The organism is Nostoc sp. UCD121, assembly GCF_014222285.1.
In the GTDB taxonomy this organism is placed as follows: Bacteria; Cyanobacteriota; Cyanobacteriia; order Cyanobacteriales; family Nostocaceae; genus Nostoc.
This window is the reverse complement of sequence record NZ_JACKZS010000144.1, coordinates 1-20,393: the sequence shown is the minus strand read 5'-3', so window position 1 is coordinate 20,393 and position 20,393 is coordinate 1. Positions and strand designations below refer to the sequence as shown.

At 43.6% G+C, this 20,393-nt stretch carries 11 protein-coding genes; 4 read left to right on the top strand and 7 right to left on the bottom strand.

Going from position 1 to position 20,393, the window contains the following annotated elements; translation table 11 throughout:
• Positions 1–192, bottom strand: a 192-nt coding sequence (locus tag GNF10_RS24985) for a hypothetical protein (protein ID WP_221644669.1), incomplete at its 3' end; no start/stop codon positions are given.
• Positions 193–318: 126 nt separating this feature from the next.
• On the opposite strand from GNF10_RS24985, the gene GNF10_RS24980 reads away from it, so the two are divergent.
• Entirely contained in the window at positions 319–906 is a 588-nt protein-coding gene (locus GNF10_RS24980) for a thylakoid membrane photosystem I accumulation factor (protein ID WP_185580561.1), read from the top strand.
• A 143-nt stretch (positions 907–1,049) separates the two neighbouring features.
• Positions 1,050–1,658 carry a hypothetical protein gene (locus tag GNF10_RS24975; RefSeq protein WP_185580562.1) on the top strand — a complete coding sequence of 203 codons (609 nt, stop codon included), beginning with the start codon at positions 1,050–1,052 and terminating at the stop codon, positions 1,656–1,658.
• Between the two features lie 342 nt (positions 1,659–2,000).
• Here GNF10_RS24975 and GNF10_RS24970 read toward each other — a convergent pair whose 3' ends face one another.
• The 4 genes from GNF10_RS24970 to GNF10_RS24955 all read right to left on the bottom strand — a co-directional run bounded on the left by GNF10_RS24970 (position 2,001) and on the right by GNF10_RS24955 (position 10,204).
• Positions 2,001–7,055: a PAS domain S-box protein gene (locus tag GNF10_RS24970; protein WP_185580563.1), complete on the bottom strand. Its 5,055-nt coding sequence runs from the start codon at positions 7,053–7,055 to the stop codon at positions 2,001–2,003.
• A gap of 521 nt (positions 7,056–7,576) precedes the next feature.
• The gene (gene bioF, locus GNF10_RS24965; RefSeq protein WP_185583410.1) at positions 7,577–8,737 is read right to left on the bottom strand and encodes an 8-amino-7-oxononanoate synthase; all 1,161 of its coding nucleotides are present in this window, start codon (positions 8,735–8,737) and stop codon (positions 7,577–7,579) included.
• Positions 8,738–8,813: 76 nt separating this feature from the next.
• Positions 8,814–9,446, bottom strand: a complete 633-nt coding sequence (gene ruvA, locus GNF10_RS24960) for a Holliday junction branch migration protein RuvA (RefSeq protein ID WP_041565497.1) — start codon at positions 9,444–9,446, stop codon at positions 8,814–8,816.
• A complete protein-coding gene (locus GNF10_RS24955; protein ID WP_185583412.1) occupies positions 9,446–10,204 on the bottom strand; it encodes a sucrose-phosphate phosphatase in 759 nt (252 codons plus the stop codon). Before GNF10_RS24955 ends, ruvA begins: the two co-directional genes overlap by 1 nt.
• A gap of 241 nt (positions 10,205–10,445) precedes the next feature.
• Here GNF10_RS24955 and GNF10_RS24950 point away from each other — a divergent pair, with 241 nt between their 5' ends.
• Entirely contained in the window at positions 10,446–10,619 is a 174-nt protein-coding gene (locus GNF10_RS24950; RefSeq protein ID WP_185583415.1) for a hypothetical protein, read from the top strand.
• A 6-nt stretch (positions 10,620–10,625) separates the two neighbouring features.
• Here the strand turns inward: GNF10_RS24950 and GNF10_RS24945 are convergent, their stop codons facing one another.
• Together GNF10_RS24945 and GNF10_RS24940 are read right to left on the bottom strand one after the other, a co-directional pair.
• Positions 10,626–15,530, bottom strand: a complete 4,905-nt coding sequence (locus GNF10_RS24945) for a PAS domain-containing protein (protein WP_185583413.1) — start codon at positions 15,528–15,530, stop codon at positions 10,626–10,628.
• Between the two features lie 268 nt (positions 15,531–15,798).
• Positions 15,799–18,684 (bottom strand): response regulator, encoded by a 2,886-nt coding sequence (locus GNF10_RS24940; protein ID WP_185583414.1) that lies wholly within the window; start codon positions 18,682–18,684, stop codon positions 15,799–15,801.
• 512 nt (positions 18,685–19,196) lie between these two features.
• Between GNF10_RS24940 and aroC the strand changes: the two genes are divergently transcribed.
• Positions 19,197–20,300 carry a chorismate synthase gene (gene aroC, locus GNF10_RS24935; RefSeq protein WP_185581266.1) on the top strand — a complete coding sequence of 368 codons (1,104 nt, stop codon included), beginning with the start codon at positions 19,197–19,199 and terminating at the stop codon, positions 20,298–20,300.
• Positions 20,301–20,393: the final 93 nt, after the last annotated feature.

Here is a 20,393-nt window from a genome sequence, read left to right as displayed (position 1 = left end):
ACTCCGTTCATCCACCTCAGAACTCCGTTCATCCACCTCAGAACTCCGTTCATCCACCTCAGAACTCCGTTCATCCACCTCAGAACTCCGTTCATCCATATCGGAACTCCGTTCATCCACCTCAGAACTCCGTTCATCCATATCGGAACTCCGTTCATCCACCTCGGAACTCCGTTCAACTCTATCATCCACTTAAAAGAGATAATCTCAGTAGACGTTATCTTAAAAAATAGTGTGTGGGCGTAATTACATATCCAGCCCAGTTTTTCGAATTCAGCACAAACTCACGACAAGTAGTAGCTTGCAAGGTTCCTTTTGATGAATAGCACAAAATTTCTTTTTTTACATAAACAAATTACTAGCTGGCAAAGGTGGTTGTCCAAATGCCTGTTGTTGCTTGTAAGTCTTTTCATTATAAGTACGCAACCTGCTTATGCTGGTCTCGATAATGATTTATATGATGGCAACATCTTCGTTGTTTATGCTGGCAATGGTTCATTAGTTCCTCCCAGACAGACACTCGCACAAACTTTAGCGGAACATAAACCGATATTTTTGGCTTTTTATTTGGATGACAGCAGCGATTCTAAAAGATATGCCATTTCGATCTCACGGGTACAGGAATTCTACGGTCGGGTAGCAGAGATTATGCCGATTAATGTAGATACTATCCCGTCTAAAGAAACTTACGACCCTACAGAACCAGGATATTACTATTCTGGGTCTGTTCCTCAAGTTGTAGTGTTTAATAAAGCCGGTGAGGTAGTTTTGAATAAAAAAGGTCAAGTACCTTTTGAAGAAATAGATGATCAATTTCGCAAAATCTATGAGTTATTACCACGTACTGAAACAGCACAACTAAAGCGACGAGCTTTTAATGAGTTCAGTAGTGAGTTAGCTAGATAAGTTATGGGGTAGACCAAATTGGTCTGCCCTAGTTTTTCGTGCTATCTGTTACTACATTTCTGCTGATGTCAAAGCATAATATTGAAATATCTGTGTTAACGATTTAGAAAAGTAATCTCTAGTCCCGTATTGAGTGTATTCTGATGTCAAAGGTTTACACCACCCAGGAGCTAATTCAAGTTTTGGCAGCCGAACGCCAAGCTTGCCTCAACGGAAAACGCCTAAAGTTAGAGATAACGGTCTCTGGCAATCCTGTAATTGACCAGTTTATTAGGACTGATGGGTTGCAACAATTCACAGCTTATCAAGATTTCAAAGCTGCAATTCACGACTATCAAAAAGAAAATCAAGTTTCAGGTATTATCTGGCGGGAGGTGACAGTTAAAGGTAAAAACTTGAGCTATCCCGAAGTAAATACTGATTTAATAGCTCTTGCTAGTGACTTAGAGATATTAAAATCTGCTAAAAATTCCATTGTAGAATTTTGGTATGAAGTCTCTACGGGGATGGATTTATATTTGAGTTTCAATAATAGTAAGCAATACCAACAAATTCTTACGTCTGATGTAGAAAGAATTGTTCAAAGAACAGAATGGGCAAGTTTATGTAAGTGGGAAAATTCTAGTTTTTTGGAAATGATTTTGCAGCTAGGATGGGGTAAACCAGAAGAAGCTTACTATAAGCGAGGAAGACCGGGATCGGGTAGTGAATATATCCATGCAGTCAATCCTGGTAATCGACCGATTGGATAATTCGTAATGGGCTTCGCCCCGCTACGCTAACGTAATTCGTAATTGTTACACTACGGATAGATGCGTTTGCTTTGAAAAAATGATGATTTTTCGTTTGTTCTTAAGAAGATGTTTGAAAAGTTTTTCGCTGTGATTTTAGGAACTTTTAGATCCCCCCTAACCCCCCTTAAAAAAGGGGGAACCGGAATCAAAGTCTCCCTTTTTAAGGGAGATTTAGAGGGATCTAAAACTTTTGATACCGAGAAGAGGACTTTTCAAACATCCTCTAACCTTGGTTTTAATCAAATATGGTTCAATTAAGACGCGATAAATCGCCATCTCTACAAGGGTTTTGGGTTTTAATCAAGATGAATTACGAATTAGTTTATCAATCGCAGCCGCTAATTCAGCTGGATCTACGGGTTTAGGTAGGTGCTTTTGAAATCCTGCTGCCATTGCTTGGTTGTAGTTGATTTCTCCAGCATAAGCTGTCAGTGCGATCGCTGGAATTTGCCCGTTTTGCTCTGGCGGTAATTTTCTCACTTCACGCAGCAGCATATAGCCATCCATTAGGGGCATTCCAATATCGCTTAACAGAATATCTGGCTTTGATTGCATTAATATTTCCAGTGCTTCGGCTGCTGATTCAACTGCGGTTACAGTCGCGCCATATTGTTCTAGCGCAAAGCTAAAAAACTCTCGCACATCAGCTTGATCGTCCACAAGTAGGATTTGCAACCCAGCCAGTAATGTGTCATCTGTACTTAGTTCTGTTTGAGAAGCCTCATCGCTGCTGACTCGCAACTCAGAATTTTTCAGCAAAGGTAGTCTGACTGTAAAAGTAGCGCCTTGCCCTTCTCCTAGACTCTCTGCCTGAACTGTACCACCGTGAAGTTCTACTAAATGACGCACAATTGCCAGCCCTAATCCTAGTCCGCCAAATACTCTGGTTGTCTTAGCATCTGCTTGCCGGAAGTAATCAAAGACATAGGGCAAAAATTCTGGGATGATTCCTTTACCTGTATCAATCACTTGAATTTGAGCATCTAAGCCAACTTGCTCTAGACGGACTTCTACTCGTCCTTCTGTGGGTGTGAATTTAACGGCATTGGAGAGGAGATTCCACATTACTTGTTGCAAGCGATCGCTATCACCGAGGACTTTGCCGATATCATTACTTAAAACCGTTTGAATTTGAATCGACTTGGCTTCTGCTGCTAAACGTACCGTTTCTAATGCACCTGCGATCGCTATTTTCAAATCCACTGCATAGAGATTTAATCTGACTTTACCTTGTAAAATCCGCGAAACATCAAGTAAATCTCCAATTAATTGAGTTTGTAACTTGGCATTCCGCTCGATTGTTTCCAATGCCCGAATTTTAGTAGCTTCATCGAAGTTGCGGGTTCTGAGTAACTTTGCCCACCCTAAAATCGGATTCAAGGGAGTTCGGAGTTCATGGGAAAGGACAGCAAGAAATTCATCTTTAATGCGGTTGGCTGTCTCAGCTTGTGCCCTGGCGGTCTTTTCAGCTTCGTAAAGTTGGGCGCGAGCGATCGCTTGCGCACACTGCTGCCCCACCGTCAACATAAATCCCCGGTCTTTTTCGTTAAATATTTGTTCTTTGCTAAAGCTTAATCCCAGTGCCCCAATTACTTTACCTTCTGCTATCAAGGGAATGGAAGCCCAAGAATTATTCCCTGTGAGAGTCACAACCTCTGCTAAGTTTGGATATCTAGCAATCATCGCTGCTAAATTTTCTAAAAAAATCGGCTGCCCAGTTCTGACTGTTTCTGCTATTTGGTTAGGTGATGTGATGGGAAAAGTTGCCCAAGTATCTATTAGTGCTTGCGAATAGCCAATTGCTTGCACAACTTTTAGGGTAGTATCTCCCTCGGTAAGTAAGACAACGGAACCACCAGTAGCTTCCAAGGCAGCAATCCCTTGGTTCACCACGACATCGGCTACTTGTTGGGGAGTTAACGCTTCTGAGAGGGCAGCAGTTATTCTTTGTAAAAGTATGGTGCGATTGACAGACCTTTCAGCCGCCTGTTTTGCCTGTTGAGTTTCTTGGTAGAGTCTGGCGTTATCGATGGCTATCGCCGCCCGCCGAGCAATATCTTCTGCTAAGGCCAAGTCTGTTTGTTGGTAGTACCGGCCTGACTCGGCTGTGAAAAAAGAAATTGCTCCAAATAATTGTCCACGGGAACGAACTGGAATGATCATTAGAGAACGAATACCCAGGCTTTGCAGGAATTGTAAATGTTCCTCATCTTCGGCCATCTCTACAAGATTAGAGTCAGATAATTCGGAATAAAAGGCAGATATTCCTCGCTTTAGCTGTTGCAAAACCTCTTTGGCTCTAGCTTTGGGTCGATAGCGCCGTCGAATTTCGTCTAAAATATTTAGTTTGATGGGATCGGCAATTGCGATCGCAATTTGTTTACTTGACCAATCTTCCTGGAAAACATCTACAATACACCAGTCAGCTAAGGTAGGAACTGCGAGATTAGCCACACTTTCTAAGGCAATTTCATAATCTAATGAGGCAGCTAGTAAGGTGCTGGCCTCGACTAAAAACTGTTGTGTTGTTTCAACTCGTTTGCGTTCGCTAATATCCTCAATAATGCCTAACGCATACTTTGGAAGTCCGTTGGTATCCCAAACTGCTGATGAAGTTAGGTTTACCCAAACTATAGAACCATCTTTGCGGATGTAGCGCTTCTCTAAAGAATAACCACTAATTTCTTTTGCTAAAACTCGCCGAGCATTTTCCAAGTCAACAGCTAAGTCGTCAGGATGGGTAATTTCCTCAAAAGTTATTTGCATTAACTCTTCAGGGCTGTACCCAGTAATTTCGCATAAGGCAGGATTAACCTGAATAAATTTTCCATCCAATGCTACCAGAGTAATACCCACAGCCGCCTGGTTGAACATTGCCCGGAATCTTTCTTCGCTTTCTCGCAAAGCCACTTCTGTTTGCTTGGCTGCTGTCACATCTGCCAAAATAATCCCAATTCCTACCGTTTCGCCCATTGAGTTGTTGACTGGGTAATAGTTGCCCAGCCAGTAGCCGTAACGTTGGGATTGTTCCCTCGTCTCACCGCTAATTTCTACATTCAGCAGTGGTTCTCCAGTATCCAAAACGCGCTGTAACTGCTGCCCAAACTCAGCCGCCATTGCTGGCAATACTTCCCCAAATTTGCGTCCTAGATGTTCTTCTATAGTCAAACCATTAATGTCAGCGAAAACTTGATTAATTCGGATATATCTCAGTTCCCGATCTAAAAAGCATACGGCAACAGGAGCGGCTTCTAACAGTGCATCTAGAAGAGATAGAGATTCGGCGTAATGGACTAAAGCGTGTTGGATATCTCTATAAAGCCGGGCATTTTCCATTGCTAAGGCTGCCCGGTGGGTAATCTCTGTTGCTAAAGTTAGGTCAGTGCGATCGTAGCGACGGTTTGATTGCGTGCTGACAAAGCTGATAGTGCCGAGTACTCGCCCTTGTGCCATTAAGGGCACAATCATCACAGACTTCATCCCCAATTGCCGAACAAGTTCTAAATGTTCAAGATTTTGAGTGCTTGCCACTAATAGCGAGTCAGATATTTCTGAGATTAATTCGCTTTGCCCAGTTTCCAGTACTCTAGTAATTGCACTTGTACCCTTATAATCTGTTGCATACTCCTGAAGTTTACGCGCCAACTCCGCTTTCGATGGGTCTGCATGAGTAATAGGTAGGCGGCGAATGGAACCATCTTCATTTAAAATATCAATGCTACACCAATCAGCTAGCTGGGGAACTGAAATTTTAGCAATTTGTTCTAAAGTTTCTTCGTAATCTAGAGAAGTAGATAGGAAACTACTAACTTGCGCGATATAGCGGAGTCTTTCTTCAGCTTGCTTGCGCTCTGTAATATCGAGAACAAAAAAAGCTCCTCTATCTACAGTCCCTTCAAAATGGCTACCACCTGCCAAAATCGGTAAGCGTGAGCCGTCTTGACGGATATATTCTTTTTGATATGGTGTGCAAAAGGGGCTGTCTTGAAATTGAGTTAGTGCTTCCTTATCGAGTGGTAGGTACTCTGTAGGAGTTAAGTCTTGCCAACGAAGTTTTCCGGTAAGTAATTCTTCACGGCTATAACCCACCATATTCAGCAAGGCATCGTTAGCATCTGTAATCCTACCGTCTCTATGCCAGAAGCCAATACCAATCATATTTGACTCAACCACGCTGCGAAACTTCGCTTCGCTTTCTCTTAATGCTTGCTCAGTTTGTTTCAGTTGAGTAATATCAATTGAACTAATGCCCACTCCCAACAAATGCCCATTCGGTAAATACACCGGATAATAGCTGACAAGACCATAACGATACACCCCAGGCGGATAGGTTTCACCGCTCACTTCCTGGTTAAGTAAAGGCTGTCCGGTTTGCATCACTTGCTCAAAAACAGGCTCAATTTGCGCTGCCCATTCTGGTAATACTTCCCGAAAGGTGCTACCAATATGTTGAGTTTGAGGTATACCGTTAATAGCTGCTAGCGCTTCATTAGCATAAACATAGCGAAGTTCACTATCCAGAAAAGCTAACGCCACTGGTGAACTGGTAAGCCAAGCATTAAGCAACGCCAGAGATTCGTCTTTTTGTTGAACAACTTGTTGAAGTTCCTGATGCAACCTGGCTTTTTCTAGTTCTGCTTGTTTGCGCTCAGTAATATTCACAGCCGCACAAGTTATACCATGAATACTATTGTCTGTATCTTTCAGTGGTTCAACCAGCAAATCATAGTAACGATCTTCTCCGCAAGTTATTAGATAAACCTCTTCACGAGTTGAAATACCAGTCTCTATTACCTTCAGCTTAATTGCCTTCAGTTGCTCTGCTGCTGAAGCTGTAAATAATTCATCATCAGACTTACCTAACATTTCCTCAGCAGTATCTAAACCTTGAGGATTATGAATCCACTGATATCGCAAATCTCGATCTTGTTGAAAGACCACAATATCTGAACTGCTTAACGCTAATCGAAATCTCTCCTCACTAACTCTTAACTGTTGGAGATTTCTATCAACCTGTCTTTTAGCAGTATTAAATGCCTCACATAAGATGCTAAAGAGCAATCCTTGTAATGCAAACAACCCAATTCGCACAGAATTAGATAAGTCAAAACTCAGCTCATAAGCTGGCGGGAGAAAGAAGTAATTGCTCAGTAACGCAGACAAGGAAGTTGCTAATAGCCCTGATTTCAAACCACCATACCAAGCACTCACCATTACAGCGCCAAAAAACAGCAAGAAAGGAGTTCCACTCATGCTTAACCAGGGGTCTAGCATCAACATTAACACTAATGCGAGTGTGATAATTAATACAGCAATCCCATAGCGCCGTAACAGGAAATAATCAATATGAGGCATGAAAATGTATAAGAACAACCAATACTGATTGTAGAGGCTCTACATACCCTAAGCTAGTTTTCAAGTTTTAGTAATTTATCTCTAGATAGATTTTTTTCAGTTTTAAAAACCTCTTTTGCTAGAGGCTAATTATTAAGTTATATAGTCTTGTAGGGTGTGTTATGCCGTAGGCTAACGCACCACCCGAAGATTCTGGTGTGTTACGGAAGCCGTAACACTACATATACTTAGATTTTTTCAAAATCAAATACTAGTCCTAATAGAGGCTAATTATTAAGTTATATGGTATTACCAGGCATAATTTATTATGAATCTTCTATATCCATAACATTAATTTGCCGATCGTGAATAGTCAATTATTAGAAATGCAGGAACCTAATTTGCTTATAAAAATTATGGTATAAAATCTACCAATAGTGAGTTTTTTATTAGTCAGTCGCAATCATCACAATATCAGAAATATCTCCCAGAAAATTACGAATTAGTCACCACCAATTCATTCCCAATTCGCAATTCCCAATTCAGATAACATCCTTCAGCACTGCTACCAATTTTTCAATATGTGCTACTTCATGAGTTGCCATTACAGATATTCTGATTCGACTAGTGGGCACTGTAGGAGGACGAATTGCTGGGGCAAAAATGCCAGCATCTCTTAGCTGTTTTCCAGCTTTGAGGGCATCTGTAGCATTAGGCAATTGAAAGCATAATATGGGTGATTCAGAAGGCAGCAATTTTAAGTTAGGCAACTGTTGCAGCAAAGTTTTCAAGTAATGTATGTTCCCCCACAATTGGGCAAGGTGTTGCGGTTCTTGTTGCACTATCTTGATGGCTGCTAAGGCTGCTGCTGTATCAGCAGGTGAAAGCCCAGTGGTATAAATCCAACTGGGTGCGCGGTTCCGCAAAAAGTCAATTAAGGCGCTACTTCCTGCCACATAACCGCCTAAACTACCCAAAGCTTTACTCAAAGTCCCAATTTGAATTAATTGCTTTCCTGTACACCCAAAATGCTCAACACACCCAGCGCCAGTTTTTCCTAGTACCCCAGTGGCATGAGCTTCATCGACTAGCAGCATACAGCTAAATTCATCAGCCAGATCGAACAGTGCGGGCAACGGACATAAATCGCCGTCCATGCTGAAGACAGTATCAGTAAGAATCAAACAGCGTCGGTAATTTTGCCGTTGTTGACTCAACTGAGTTTTTAAGACTTCAAGATCACAGTGCGGATATTCCACAACTGCTGCACCGCTAAGAATCGCTCCATTTTTCAAACTGGAATGATTGTACTGGTCAGATAAAATTAAATCACGCTTGCCCACAAGGGCGGTAATTGCACCCAAATTAGCTAGATACCCTGAACTAAATACCAAGGCATCTTCTGTTTGTTTGGTAGATGCGATCGCCTTTTCTAACTCTCCATGCAATTCTCGATGCCCACTGAGTAATCTAGAACCAGTACTACCAGTACCAAATTCTGCGATCGCAGCAGTTGCGGCTGCCATCAACCGCTCATCCCCAGCCAATCCCAAATAGTCATTGCTGGCAAAATTGATTACCTCTTGCCCAGCTAAAACCACCGTTGCACCAGGACGACCTCTGATAGGTTGTACCGAACGATACCAGTCCGCCCGATGAATTGTTGCTAAGGATTGTTCTAGCCAGGCGTAAGGGTCGGTCATGGGGAATGGGGAATGGCAAATGACAAATGACTAATGACTAATGACTAATGACTAATGACTAATGACTAATGACAAATTAAACTTGTTCGCTACTGAGATGAGCGATCGCTTGTTTAATCCAGTCTTCGACATAAGCATCTTTGGGTAGGCCGATGTCTTCGCTGACCACATGCAGGGCGTGACTGACCTCATGGGCAGTATATCCCAAGGCAAAGAGAGTCATTTGCACCTCTTCGAGAATTCCTGGTGCTGGCCCGCCTGTGGCGACGAAGAACCCGGCTGATTTACGCCACTCGACTAATTTGCTTTTCAGTTCCAAACAGATGCGCTCTGCGATTTTTTTGCCGACACCGGGAGCCTGAATTAAGATTTGTGTATTGCCAGCGATAATTGCTTGGACTAAATCTGGTAGTTCCAGAGTGTCCAGGAGTGCGATCGCTAAGGCTGCACCAATCCCTGTGACAGTCAGCAAGTGGCGAAATAAATCGCGTTCGGCTGGGGAAGCAAAGCCATATAAGTAGGGCACTTCTTCCCGAATTTGAAAATGGGTAAAAATTTGCGCTACTCCTCCCGATTCTGGTAACTGGTTTGCTAGCCGTTGGGGAACTTGCAAATCGTACCCCAAGCCATTCACTTCCAGAGTCAGAATCACGCGATTAGCGCCAATTGTTTGGATACCAGCGACTATACCTTTTAGATAACTAATCATTACAAGAGACCAAAATAATTTAAGCCTTCAATAATTCCACCTGCACAAAAACTTGAAGCCAGGTAGCGGTGCATAGCGGGATACTCGTTATGCCATTGGAGTAACTCTTTTCGGGCATTCCCGACGATGATTCCCCGTTCGTTGCCTACAGCAAATAAAGCAATATCATTACCTGAATCACCACAGACAACTGTTTGTTCTGCTGCAAATTTCCACTTCTGGCGTAAAAACTGCATTGCCTGACCTTTATCGCTGCTATGGGGTACAATGTCAAGGTCAATACCGCTACTGTAGATTAACTTTACATTTAATTTAGATTTCTGCAACTCTGCTTCAAGTTGTGGTAGAACATTCGCAGATGCTTCTTGTTCTAAAAAAAAGCTCACTTTGAAAGGACGCTGTTCTGAATCTGGTTGCCGAACTAACTCATTGTATTTATGGGTAATAGATAATACAGTTTCCCGTTCCCATCCCTGAGAGAGGATTTCTGACCAATCTGAGTCTGGAGTATCAGCACCATTGAGATAAATTTCCGTACCCACAGAAAGGACAAGGGCATCGGGTTGCAAAAGATTTTTTTGAGCTTGGAGTTGTTTGTAAAGTAAGGGCGATCGCCCGGTAGAATAAACAATTTTAGTGCCGTATTCTTGGCGATGTTGACTCAGCAGTTGATTTAGTTCTGGTAAAGCGTTGTCATCACCAACGGTGCGATACACGAGGGTGTCATCTAAATCGGTTACAAAAAGAAATGGTTTCATGATTAAAACTCTTGCAAAATTTCGTTATTCTACCGCGTGAAGAGAATTTTGCAAGAAGTTTACTAAAAACAAGGAATTATATCAGAAATTGTTCTTTTATAGAGACGGCGATTGATTGCGTTTTTGTGATGATTGATTGCGTTTTTGTGATTTAGAATTGTCATCACAAAATCTTAACCAAACCGTATTAGACATAGGAGTGAAAATCAATGTAGAGACGTAGCTGTGCTACGTCTCTACATTGATTCTGGATAACGCATATTTAATTTATGGAGATGTCTATTGTCTACTGCCTCTTGAGAATGGCGATCGCCTCATTAGTGCAGAGTTTAAGTGTGGCTATAATGCCATACTTAATCTCAAGAAAACCGAATTGATTGAAGGAGTTGTTTATGTGGCATCACCTTTCGATTAAACTGAATTATAGTTTGCTGTGTGCGAGTGCTACCACAGCTTGAACTAACTCTTCTGGATCGAGGGGCTTGGTAACGTGGCGTTGATAGCCACTGGTTATAGCTCGCTGGTAATCATCGACTCTGGCATAAGCAGTCAAAGCGATCGCGGGAATTTGTCCACCTTTTTTGGGGGTTAAAGTTCGGATCTGTTGAATCAGGGAATAACCATCAACTTCAGGCATCCCAATATCACTGACTAACACATCCGGTTGAAAGGACTCCAGGTTTGCTAACACTTCGGCCGCACAAGCAACAGTTAAGACTTTCGCTCCGTATTCAGTAAGCAATACTGTTAATAGCTCACGGGCATCGGGGTCATCATCCACTGTCAGAACTCGAATACCCGTGAGTTCAAGTGCTGGTTGTGGCAACTTATCTGTCTGCCTGATTTCTGGTTGAACATTCAGCAGTGGCAACTGGACTGTAAAGGTGGCTCCCAAGCCAACACCTGGACTGTCAGCCATGATGGTGCCGCCATGAGCCTCAACCAACTGCCGGACGATCGCTAATCCCAATCCTAACCCGCCATACTTGCGAGTAATTGAGACATCTTCCTGACGGAATGACTCAAAAATATACGGGAGAAACTCAAGGTTAATGCCTTTACCAGTGTCACGGACGATAATGTGTGCCTGCTCATCTACTTGCTCTAATCGGATTTCAACCCGTCCTCCCTTGGGGGTAAACTTAATCGCGTTGGAAAGTAAATTCCAAACGATCTGTTGCAAGCGATTGGAATCTCCAGAAACTTGTCCAATGTTCGGCAGCATCGGCTGCAACGCAATTGATTTGGCAATGGCTGCTGTAGTTACCGTGTCGATCGCAGATTCAATCACAAATGCCAAATTTACAGGAGTCGCATCTATGGTGAGTTTGCCGCGCAGAATCTTGGCAACATCCAGCAAGTCATCAATCAGTTGAGTTTGCAGTTTGGCATTGCGTTCAATTGTAGCTAAGGCTTCAGCCGTTTTGGTTTCATTAAATTTGCGGGTTTGCAGCAGTTTTGTCCAGCCGAGAATCGGGTTAAGAGGCGATCGCAATTCATGGGAGAGAACGGCAAGAAACTCATCTTTGATCCGATTGGCGCGTTCGGCTTCAGTCCGTGCGGCTTGCTCTAACTGGAATAGGCGATCGCGTTCAGCCTCTAGTTGTTTTTGCGCTTCGATATCGGTTGCACTGCCAAACCATTTGACAATTTCACCTTGCCGATCTTTTTGTGGAATTGCTTGGTGCAGATGCCAGCGATACACACCATCTGCCCTAAGCATCCGACCTTCGGCTTGATAAGAAATACCCTGTTGTACTGCCTCGCTCCACTTTTGAGCCAGAATAATTACATCTTCTGGATGCACAACCTCTTTCCAGCCGAGTGTGTGGGCTTGTTCTGGCGTTAATCCTGTGTATTCCAACCAACGTTGGTTGGCATCGAGTAACGCTCCTTCCGGGTTGGCTGTCCAGACTAATTGTGGGATTAATTCTGCCAAGCAACGATAGCGTTCCTCGCTTTGCCGTAATTCTTCCTCTACCTGTTTGCGATCGGTGATATCTTGCACGTTACCCAGCATCCGTACTGCATTGCCCGCAGCATCATAAAAAACCTTAGCTCTAGCTGCTAACCAGCGAATCCCATCAGGGTGTAAAATGCGATAATCAGTTTCATAATACTCTTGCTGTTGCTGGATCGTGCAACTCACTATTTCATTGGCAAAGTTGCGATCGTCTGGGTGCAGGAGGCTTAACCACTCTTCAAAGCTGACTTCCTCTGTGGTTGAGTCAAGCCCGAATAGATTGCGGTACTCTTCAGATACATGAGCGCTGTTGCGGATAATATCCCAATCCCATACTCCTGATCGCGTAGCTTTGTACGCCAGTTTCAATCGGGCTTCGCTCTCCTGCAATAGGAGTTCTGTCTTTTTGCGCTCAGTGATGTCTCGTGAAATCAACAAGATTCGTTCTAGTTGCCCGGAAGCATCCAGAATCGGGCTAACAACCACTTCCCACCATTTGGGAGTGCCTTTTACAGTTGGGCAGTATCCGCGAAAAATGTTGACTTCACCTGTTTTAGCGGTAGCGAGTGCCTGCTCTGCCTGTTGCCGATAGCTGCCTTCCCAGAAACAGAGCCATTCAGTATTCAGATGGGAATTTAAGTTGTCAATTTCCATTAAGCAAAGCCCGCCTGTATTCATGTACAGGAGCCGCCCATCAACACTTAATACCTTGATGCAGTCAGAACTGCTTTCTAAAATGCGGTTTTTAAATTCTTCACTCTGGCGCAGGGTAACTTCTGTTTGTTGGCGAGTTGTGATATCTCGCCAGGTGGCAATAAATCCATCTCCAAATTTAGCGGCGCGGATATCAAAGGCTTTAACTAAGCGTTGCTCTCCGTACTCATCCTCATAAACTAGGCTGTCTTTAATCAGCGCCTGCCCTGTTTCTACTACCTGACAGTAATCATTAAACAATCCACTGTCACAATGCCCTGGTAGTAATTCACACAACCCTCGCCCAATTTGCTCCTCATAAGTCATTTGATTGTTGACACAAGCGGCATTATTGACATATTCAGTCACAAAATCAACAATCTGTCCCTGCTCATTCCGCACAGTACGGTATACCCCAAAACAATCAAGCATATTTTCAACCGAAGTGCGGAAGCGTTCTTCGCTTTCTCGCAAAGCAACCTCTGCCTGTTTGCGTAAGCGAAGCTCGTTGTAGACATCGGTGACATCATGATGGATGCCTGCCATTCGGAGTGGATTGCCCTGCTGATCGCGCAAAACCACTTTTCCGTAGTTGGCAATCCATTTCCACTCCCCAGACTTGGTTAACATCCGATATTCAAATTTGTAAGATACCGAATCGTCCTGAAGATGGGCATTCAACCGTTCCATCACCCTAACTTTATCTTCAGGATGAATCAGTCGCTCCCAACTGTTAAAGTGCCCAGGTAGCTCTCCTTGCTTATATCCCAGCATTTCCAGCCATCGTGAACTTAAATAATCTTCATTGGTAACAATGTTCCAATCCCATAGACCGCCACCAGAACCTTCCAGTGCCATTTGCAGGCGTTCTTCACTGTCTCGCAGGGACTGCTCTACCTGTTTGCGTTCGCTGATGTCTTCGGCAATACCTGCAAACCGATAAATCTCTCCTGTTTCATCTCGAAGCCCAAAACAGCGATCGTGAACCCAGCGTATACTACCATCGGGTAAAATAATCCGGTATTCCTGATCAAATTTACCTGCAACAGCTTTTTCCTGAAACGCTTTTTGAATTGCTTCTCGATCCTCTGGGTGAATACGATCGACCCATGATTGTTGTCCTTGATACAATTGCTCTGAGTTCAATCCCCACAAGCGTTCATAAGCAGGACTGACATAGGTGACTCGATTTTCAGATACTTCTCTGATCCAGAACACCGCATCAATATTTTCTGCAAGCTGCCGAAAACGTTCCTCACTCTCGCGCAGAGCTTCGGCTGACCGTTTGCGTTCGGTGATATCTATATCAATACCCGCCATCTGCATTGGCTGCCCCTGTTGGTCGTAGAACACTTTGCCTTGGCTCAGTGCCCAGCGAATTGTACCGTTTGGATATACTACCCGAAATTCAATGTCATAGTCTTCTCCAGTGGCGATCGCATGATCTACATCTGCTAGTAGGCGATCGCAATCGTCAGGGTGGACTCGCGCCACAAACATCTCGAATGAGCCATCAAACTCTCCTGCTTCCAGCCCAAATAAAGCTTCCAGATTATCCGACCAGGTAATTTTTCCCGTTTGGATATTCCAGTTCCATGTTCCCATCCGAGAAGCTGATAGTGCCAATCGCAGCTGTGCTTCACTCTGCCGTAATTCTGCTTCTACCCGTCTGCGATCGCTCAGTTCATTCTGTGCCTGCTGATAGAGTTCCGCTTGGCGAATTGCAATGCCAACTTGAATCCCCAGTTCTTTGAGCAAGTCCATCTCTAAGGGTTGCCACCTTCGAGGAGTTGCACAGTTATGAGCAATTAGCAATCCCCAAAAGTGGTTATCGTAAATAATCGGCACGACCAGATTAGCTTTTACTTGAAACTGAGCCAACAATTCAACGTGGCAGGGATCAATACTGCTATCCTGAATATCAAATATCGCAGTTACGTAACCCTGACGATAGCGTTGGATATAATTCTCGACAAAGGTGGGATCGTAGCTTATTTCTGGTCGATTCCACGCAAGGTAGTTCTCCGCGAGGCAGGGATCGTACATAGTAGAGTTAAGCAGTGAGCGCCACTGTGCCCCAACCGATTCTGCGATTACTGTGCCATCCCCGTCAGGTTTTAACTGAAAAATCAAGACGCGATCGGTGTGCAGAAATTCTCTCACTTCGATTACGGTTGTTTGAAGAATCTCATCCAGATTCAGCGATTGGTAAATTTTCTGGGTAATATGTGAGACTACGCGCTCTCGTTCAATCCGCTGTTGCAGTTGGGTATGTAGCCGGACTGTTTCAATTGCCCCATTGACTGCTATTTGCAGCCCTTCTGGAGTGATTTGCTCTTTGACAATATAATCTTGTGCGCCGGCTTTCATCGCCTTAACTGCGATCGCCTCATTTCCCTGCCCTGTAACAACAATCACAGGCAGGCACTGCTGTTGAGTTGAGGCCTGCAATTTAGCCAAAAATTCCAATCCGTCTATATCAGGCAGTCGATAATCAACTAAAATGGCATCTGGTTGGTGTTGCTGGCAAAGTTCTAGCCCAAGCTGTCCCAGGGTTGCTTCTACAAAAGTGTAAGAATATTCGCGATCGCGCAACAAATACCGCCGATATAGCTCTCTATCTTCTGGGGAATCATCGACAATTAAGAGGGTGCGCTGTTGCTGAGACATTGTGAATTAATGGAGCGGATAGAGTTCAAGCCCACATTCCGCAGATTATCATAGAGAGATTACTATTTTTGAAATAGCGCTAAAATCCTCATCTATGTAAGAACTTTACCATACCCTCTGTTTTTTGACTTTAGGAAAAGTCTATGATAAAAGGGCAGTTACGCAATGTCACTATTTATAATACAAAATAAATGCGATCGCTATTAGGCTAATTGCAAATACAGCAGTTTAATCGTCCTAAAGATATCTGCGTAATATGGATTAAATCCTAATTGTCAGTTTTTGAAACATGTTGGGTGATAATCTCCAATAACTGCTTGAGTTTGACAGGCTTGGCTAAGTAGTTGTTTGCGCCTGCCTCTAGACACCGTTCTAAATCTCCGGGCATGACCAAAGCTGTCAGAGCAATAATGGGAATGGAATAGGTTTTGCGATCGCCACGAATTTGACGGATTGCTTCTAATCCATCCATTTCTGGCATTTGAATATCCATCAAGATGAGATTAGGCTGATGCTGTCTTGTCATTTGCATGGCTTCTAGACCATTGCGGGCAAGCATAACCTGAAAATTATATGCCTCCAGGTAACTCATGATTGTAGTGATGTTGGCTTCATTGTCTTCTGCCAACAAAATTCTGGGAGTATGGGCTGATTCTGCGGCTGCAATGATGATGGCAGTTTGTGAGTTGGGTGATTGAACATTTGCGAAAATCCGGTTCAATGCTTGATAAAACTTTTGCCGCGAGAGAGGTTTTAAAAGATATTCAGCGGCTCCTAATTCTAAGCTGCGCGATCGCTCATCCACTACTGAAACAATCATAATGGGAATATTCTGAGTCTGGGGATGTGCTTTTAACTCGCTTAACACTTCCCATCCAGTACTATTAGGCAGTAATATATCCAGCACAATTACATCCGGCTTGACTTGCAACGCAACTTCCAATACACCTTCCCCACCCGGAAGAATTACACTGGTTGCGCCTAATTCCGCAAAATAACGTTTAATTTGGTTGGCAGTTACACCCGAATCTTCCACCACTAAAGCTTGTTGGATTCCACCTTGATTCAATTGGGCTTCAGGTAATGGTGAGCCATCTTGTTTAAATAAGGGATGCCACGGGAACATCACATTAAAGCAACTCCCTCGTCCCACCTCGCTTTCCACTTGGATGCTGCCACCATGTAGATCAACAATCCGTTGGATGATCGATAATCCTAGTCCGGTTCCTGTGTAACGGCGTGATAGCGAACTGTCTAACTGAATAAATGGCTGAAAAATCTGGCTCAAATTTTCTCGGGCAATACCAATTCCGCTATCAGTTACCCGAAATTCAACGGCTTGCTGTGGCAAGTTCATCCTAACTTCTAACTTAACGCGACCACCGTCGAGCGTAAATTTCACCGCGTTTGTCAGCAAATTGACCAATACCTGGAGTAATCTACGTTCATCAGCTTCGATCTGTGTGATAGTTTGATCGATTTCGCAAGTTAGCTGAATTCGCTTTTGTCGAGCTTGTTCCTTGACAAAATTGAGGCTAGACTCACAAACCGAATGAAGCGAGATTGAACGCAGTTCAATTTCCATCTTGCCTGACTCAATTTTAGACAGGTCTAAAATATCGTTAATCAATGCGAGTAAGTGTTCACCACTCTTTTCGATAGTCTTGAGAAACTGGTTTTGTTTGGTGGTTAAGCTGCCAAACACTTCCTCTAATAAGGCTTCAGATAATCCGAGAATAGAGTTGAGAGGGGTACGCAACTCATGACTCATATTGGCAAGAAATTCGTCTTTGAGTCGGGCTGCTCTGGCTAATTCTGCATTGGCTAAACTGATCCGCTCACTACTATGACGCAGTTGGGCTTCTGCCTCTTTCAGCTTGGTAATATCTCGCCCCACAGATTGAAATTCTATACATTGCCAAAGTTGATTAAATATCATCCGGTTGATCCACTGAGTCCAGCGAATCTCACCATTGATAACGACTCGGTTCTCAATTGTAGTGGTGGGATTTTCGGCACTCATGGAATTTACCAAGCGAGTAACTATTTCCCGATCCTCTGGGAAAATCACAGGTTCGTAACTTTTACCAATAACTTCCTCTGCTTTGATCCCAAAGTAACGACAATAGGCGCTATTCACAAACTGAATGGTGGTATCAGGTAAATACCGAACAATTAATTCTGTTTGATCTTCAACAATGGCACGATAACGAGCTTCACTCTGCTGCTCTAGTTGGGCATAAGCATTGGCTTGCTGGAGGGCAATACCCAGATGAACTGCAAGTTGTTGGAGTAATTCAATTTCCATCAACTGCCACGATCGCGGCGCAGCACAATGATGGGCAATCAGAAGTCCCCACAAATGGTCATCTCGCAGAATGGGGACTACCAAATTTGCCCGTACCTGAAACTGGGCCAGAAATTCAACATGACAGGGGGCAAGACTGCCATCATAAATATCGGATTTTGCCATCACCCACCCTTGCTGATATGGTTCTATACAACCTTCTGTAAAGCAAGGATCGTAGATTTGGCTAGACAGGACTATTCGCCATTCCCTGGCAACGGATTCTGCGACAACCGTGCCATTTCCCTGAGAATCTAACTGAAAGACGATGACGCGATCGGTCTGGAGAAACTGGCGTACCTCTGTGACAGTGGTTTGGAGAATTTCATCTAGTTCCAGTGATTGATGGATTTGCTGGCTGATTTGTCTGGTCAACCGTTCTCGCTCAATCTGCTGTTGCAGTTGGGTGCGAATCTGCACGGTGGCGATCGCTCGATTCACTGTCAGGTGTAACCCTTGTGGGGTAATTTGTCCTTTGACCAAATAATCCTGTGCGCCCGCTTTCATCGCCTGAACTGCGATCGCCTCATTTCCCTGCCCCGTCACCATAATCACTGGTAAGCACGGCTGTTGCGGGGAAGATTGTAACCGAGCCAGAAATTCCAATCCATCCAGGTCAGGCAATCGATAATCAAGTAAAATTGCATCTATCTGGTTTTGCTGACATAGCTCCAGACCTTGTTTTCCCAGTGTCGCCTCTAAAATGGTATGAGAATATTCTTGGTCACGCAGCAAATACCGCCGATAGACTTCTCGATCTTCTGGAGAATCATCAACAATTAATAAGGTGCGCTGTTGTTGAGACATCAAGAACTAATTGAGTGCATAGAGTTATCCACATTCCGCAGGTTAGGACAGAAGAATTGGTATTTTTTAAATAGCGCTAAAATTTTTTTCCCTCATCATAATATAGTTTGTAAAAATCATACCATACAACTATTTTGGGGATTTGTAGAGGTAAAAGTCGGGTTTTATTTTCCTCTGAAGAAAGTGAAAAAATATCAATTATAGTAATATTAAAAGATATAATACTAAGCTAGATCTCATCGTCATTAGCCTAATTGCAAATGCAGTAATTTGCTTTTATTGAGGTAATGAAAAGTTTTGTTTCCCACTATAGAAATCCGCTTTAATTCTTGTTCGCCCAGCATGGCCTAGCCCTGACTTTTCACGTTATCTGGAAAAGCTTTCATCACCGGAACTGCAATGATACTGTTGCATAAATACTAGAAAATAGCGAAAAATTCTACAAAAAGCAAAGACAAACTTTGGAAGAACTCTAGGTAGAATACATAAGCCTCACCTTTTTCCTCAAAATCATGGGCAATATTTTTGGTCATTTATTTCGCATTAGTACTTTTGGCGAGTCTCACGGCGGCGGTGTGGGGGTTGTCATTGATGGTTGTCCTCCCCAACTAGAAATTTCGCCAGAAGAAATTCAGGTAGAACTAGATAGAAGGCGGCCGGGACAAAGTAAAATTACGACTCCTCGCAAAGAAGCTGATACTTGCGAGATTATCTCAGGAGTATTTGAAGGCAAAACACTGGGAACGCCTATAACAATTTTGGTACGTAATCAAGATACTCGTCCCCAAGATTACGACGAGATGGCACAGAAGTATCGCCCTTCTCACGCGGATGCAACCTATGATGCAAAATATGGTATTCGCAATTGGCAAGGTGGGGGTAGGTCGTCAGCACGTGAGACAATCGGGAGAGTAGCAGCCGGTGCGATCGCTAAAAAAATTCTTCGTCAAGTTGCCAATGTCGAAATTATTGCTTACGTTAAGCGTATCAAAGACTTGGAAGGTGTAGTTGATCCAAATACTGTCACCTTAGAGCAAGTAGAAAGCAATATCGTTCGCTGTCCCGATGCTGAATGTGGCGATCGCATGATTGAATTAATTGAGCAAATAGGTAGACAAGGTGATTCAATAGGCGGTGTCGTAGAATGTGTGGCGCGAAATGTGCCGAAAGGTTTGGGCGAACCAGTATTTGATAAATTAGAAGCTGATATCGCTAAGGGTGTCATGTCTCTCCCTGCTAGCAAAGGTTTTGAAATTGGTTCCGGTTTTGCGGGAACACTACTAACTGGAATTGAGCATAACGACGAATTTTATATTGATCAAAATGGGGAAATCCGTACAGTAACAAACCGTTCTGGCGGTATTCAAGGTGGTATTTCCAACGGAGAAAACATCATTTTGCGAGTTGCATTTAAGCCAACAGCAACAATCAGAAAAGAGCAGAAGACTGTAACTCGTGAGGGCGAAGAAACCCTACTAGCAGCAAAAGGACGACACGATCCTTGTGTATTACCGCGTGCAGTCCCAATGGTTGAGGCAATGGTGGCGTTGGTACTATGTGACCATTTGTTACGGCATCATGGTCAGTGTAAGGTGCTGAGGGCTGAGTGCTGTTAGCGGTAGCGGGGCGTTTAGCCCGTGCTGAGTTAAGAGTTATTATTCTCCTCCCAATTCCCCATTCCCCATTCCCCATTCCCCATTCCCCATTCC

Excerpts from the sequence above, each read along its gene's own strand:
- GNF10_RS24980 (WP_185580561.1), top strand. The coding sequence starts at position 319 with ATGAATAGCACAAAATTTCTTTTTTTACATAAACAAATTACTAGCTGG.
- bioF (WP_185583410.1), bottom strand. The coding sequence starts at position 8,737 with ATGACCGACCCTTACGCCTGGCTAGAACAATCCTTAGCAACAATTCAT.
- GNF10_RS24975 (WP_185580562.1), top strand. The coding sequence starts at position 1,050 with ATGTCAAAGGTTTACACCACCCAGGAGCTAATTCAAGTTTTGGCAGCC.
- GNF10_RS24945 (WP_185583413.1), bottom strand. The coding sequence starts at position 15,530 with ATGTCTCAGCAACAGCGCACCCTCTTAATTGTCGATGATTCCCCAGAA.
- GNF10_RS24970 (WP_185580563.1), bottom strand. The coding sequence starts at position 7,055 with ATGCCTCATATTGATTATTTCCTGTTACGGCGCTATGGGATTGCTGTA.
- aroC (WP_185581266.1), top strand. The coding sequence starts at position 19,197 with ATGGGCAATATTTTTGGTCATTTATTTCGCATTAGTACTTTTGGCGAG.
- GNF10_RS24955 (WP_185583412.1), bottom strand. The coding sequence starts at position 10,204 with ATGAAACCATTTCTTTTTGTAACCGATTTAGATGACACCCTCGTGTAT.
- GNF10_RS24940 (WP_185583414.1), bottom strand. The coding sequence starts at position 18,684 with ATGTCTCAACAACAGCGCACCTTATTAATTGTTGATGATTCTCCAGAA.
- ruvA (WP_041565497.1), bottom strand. The coding sequence starts at position 9,446 with ATGATTAGTTATCTAAAAGGTATAGTCGCTGGTATCCAAACAATTGGC.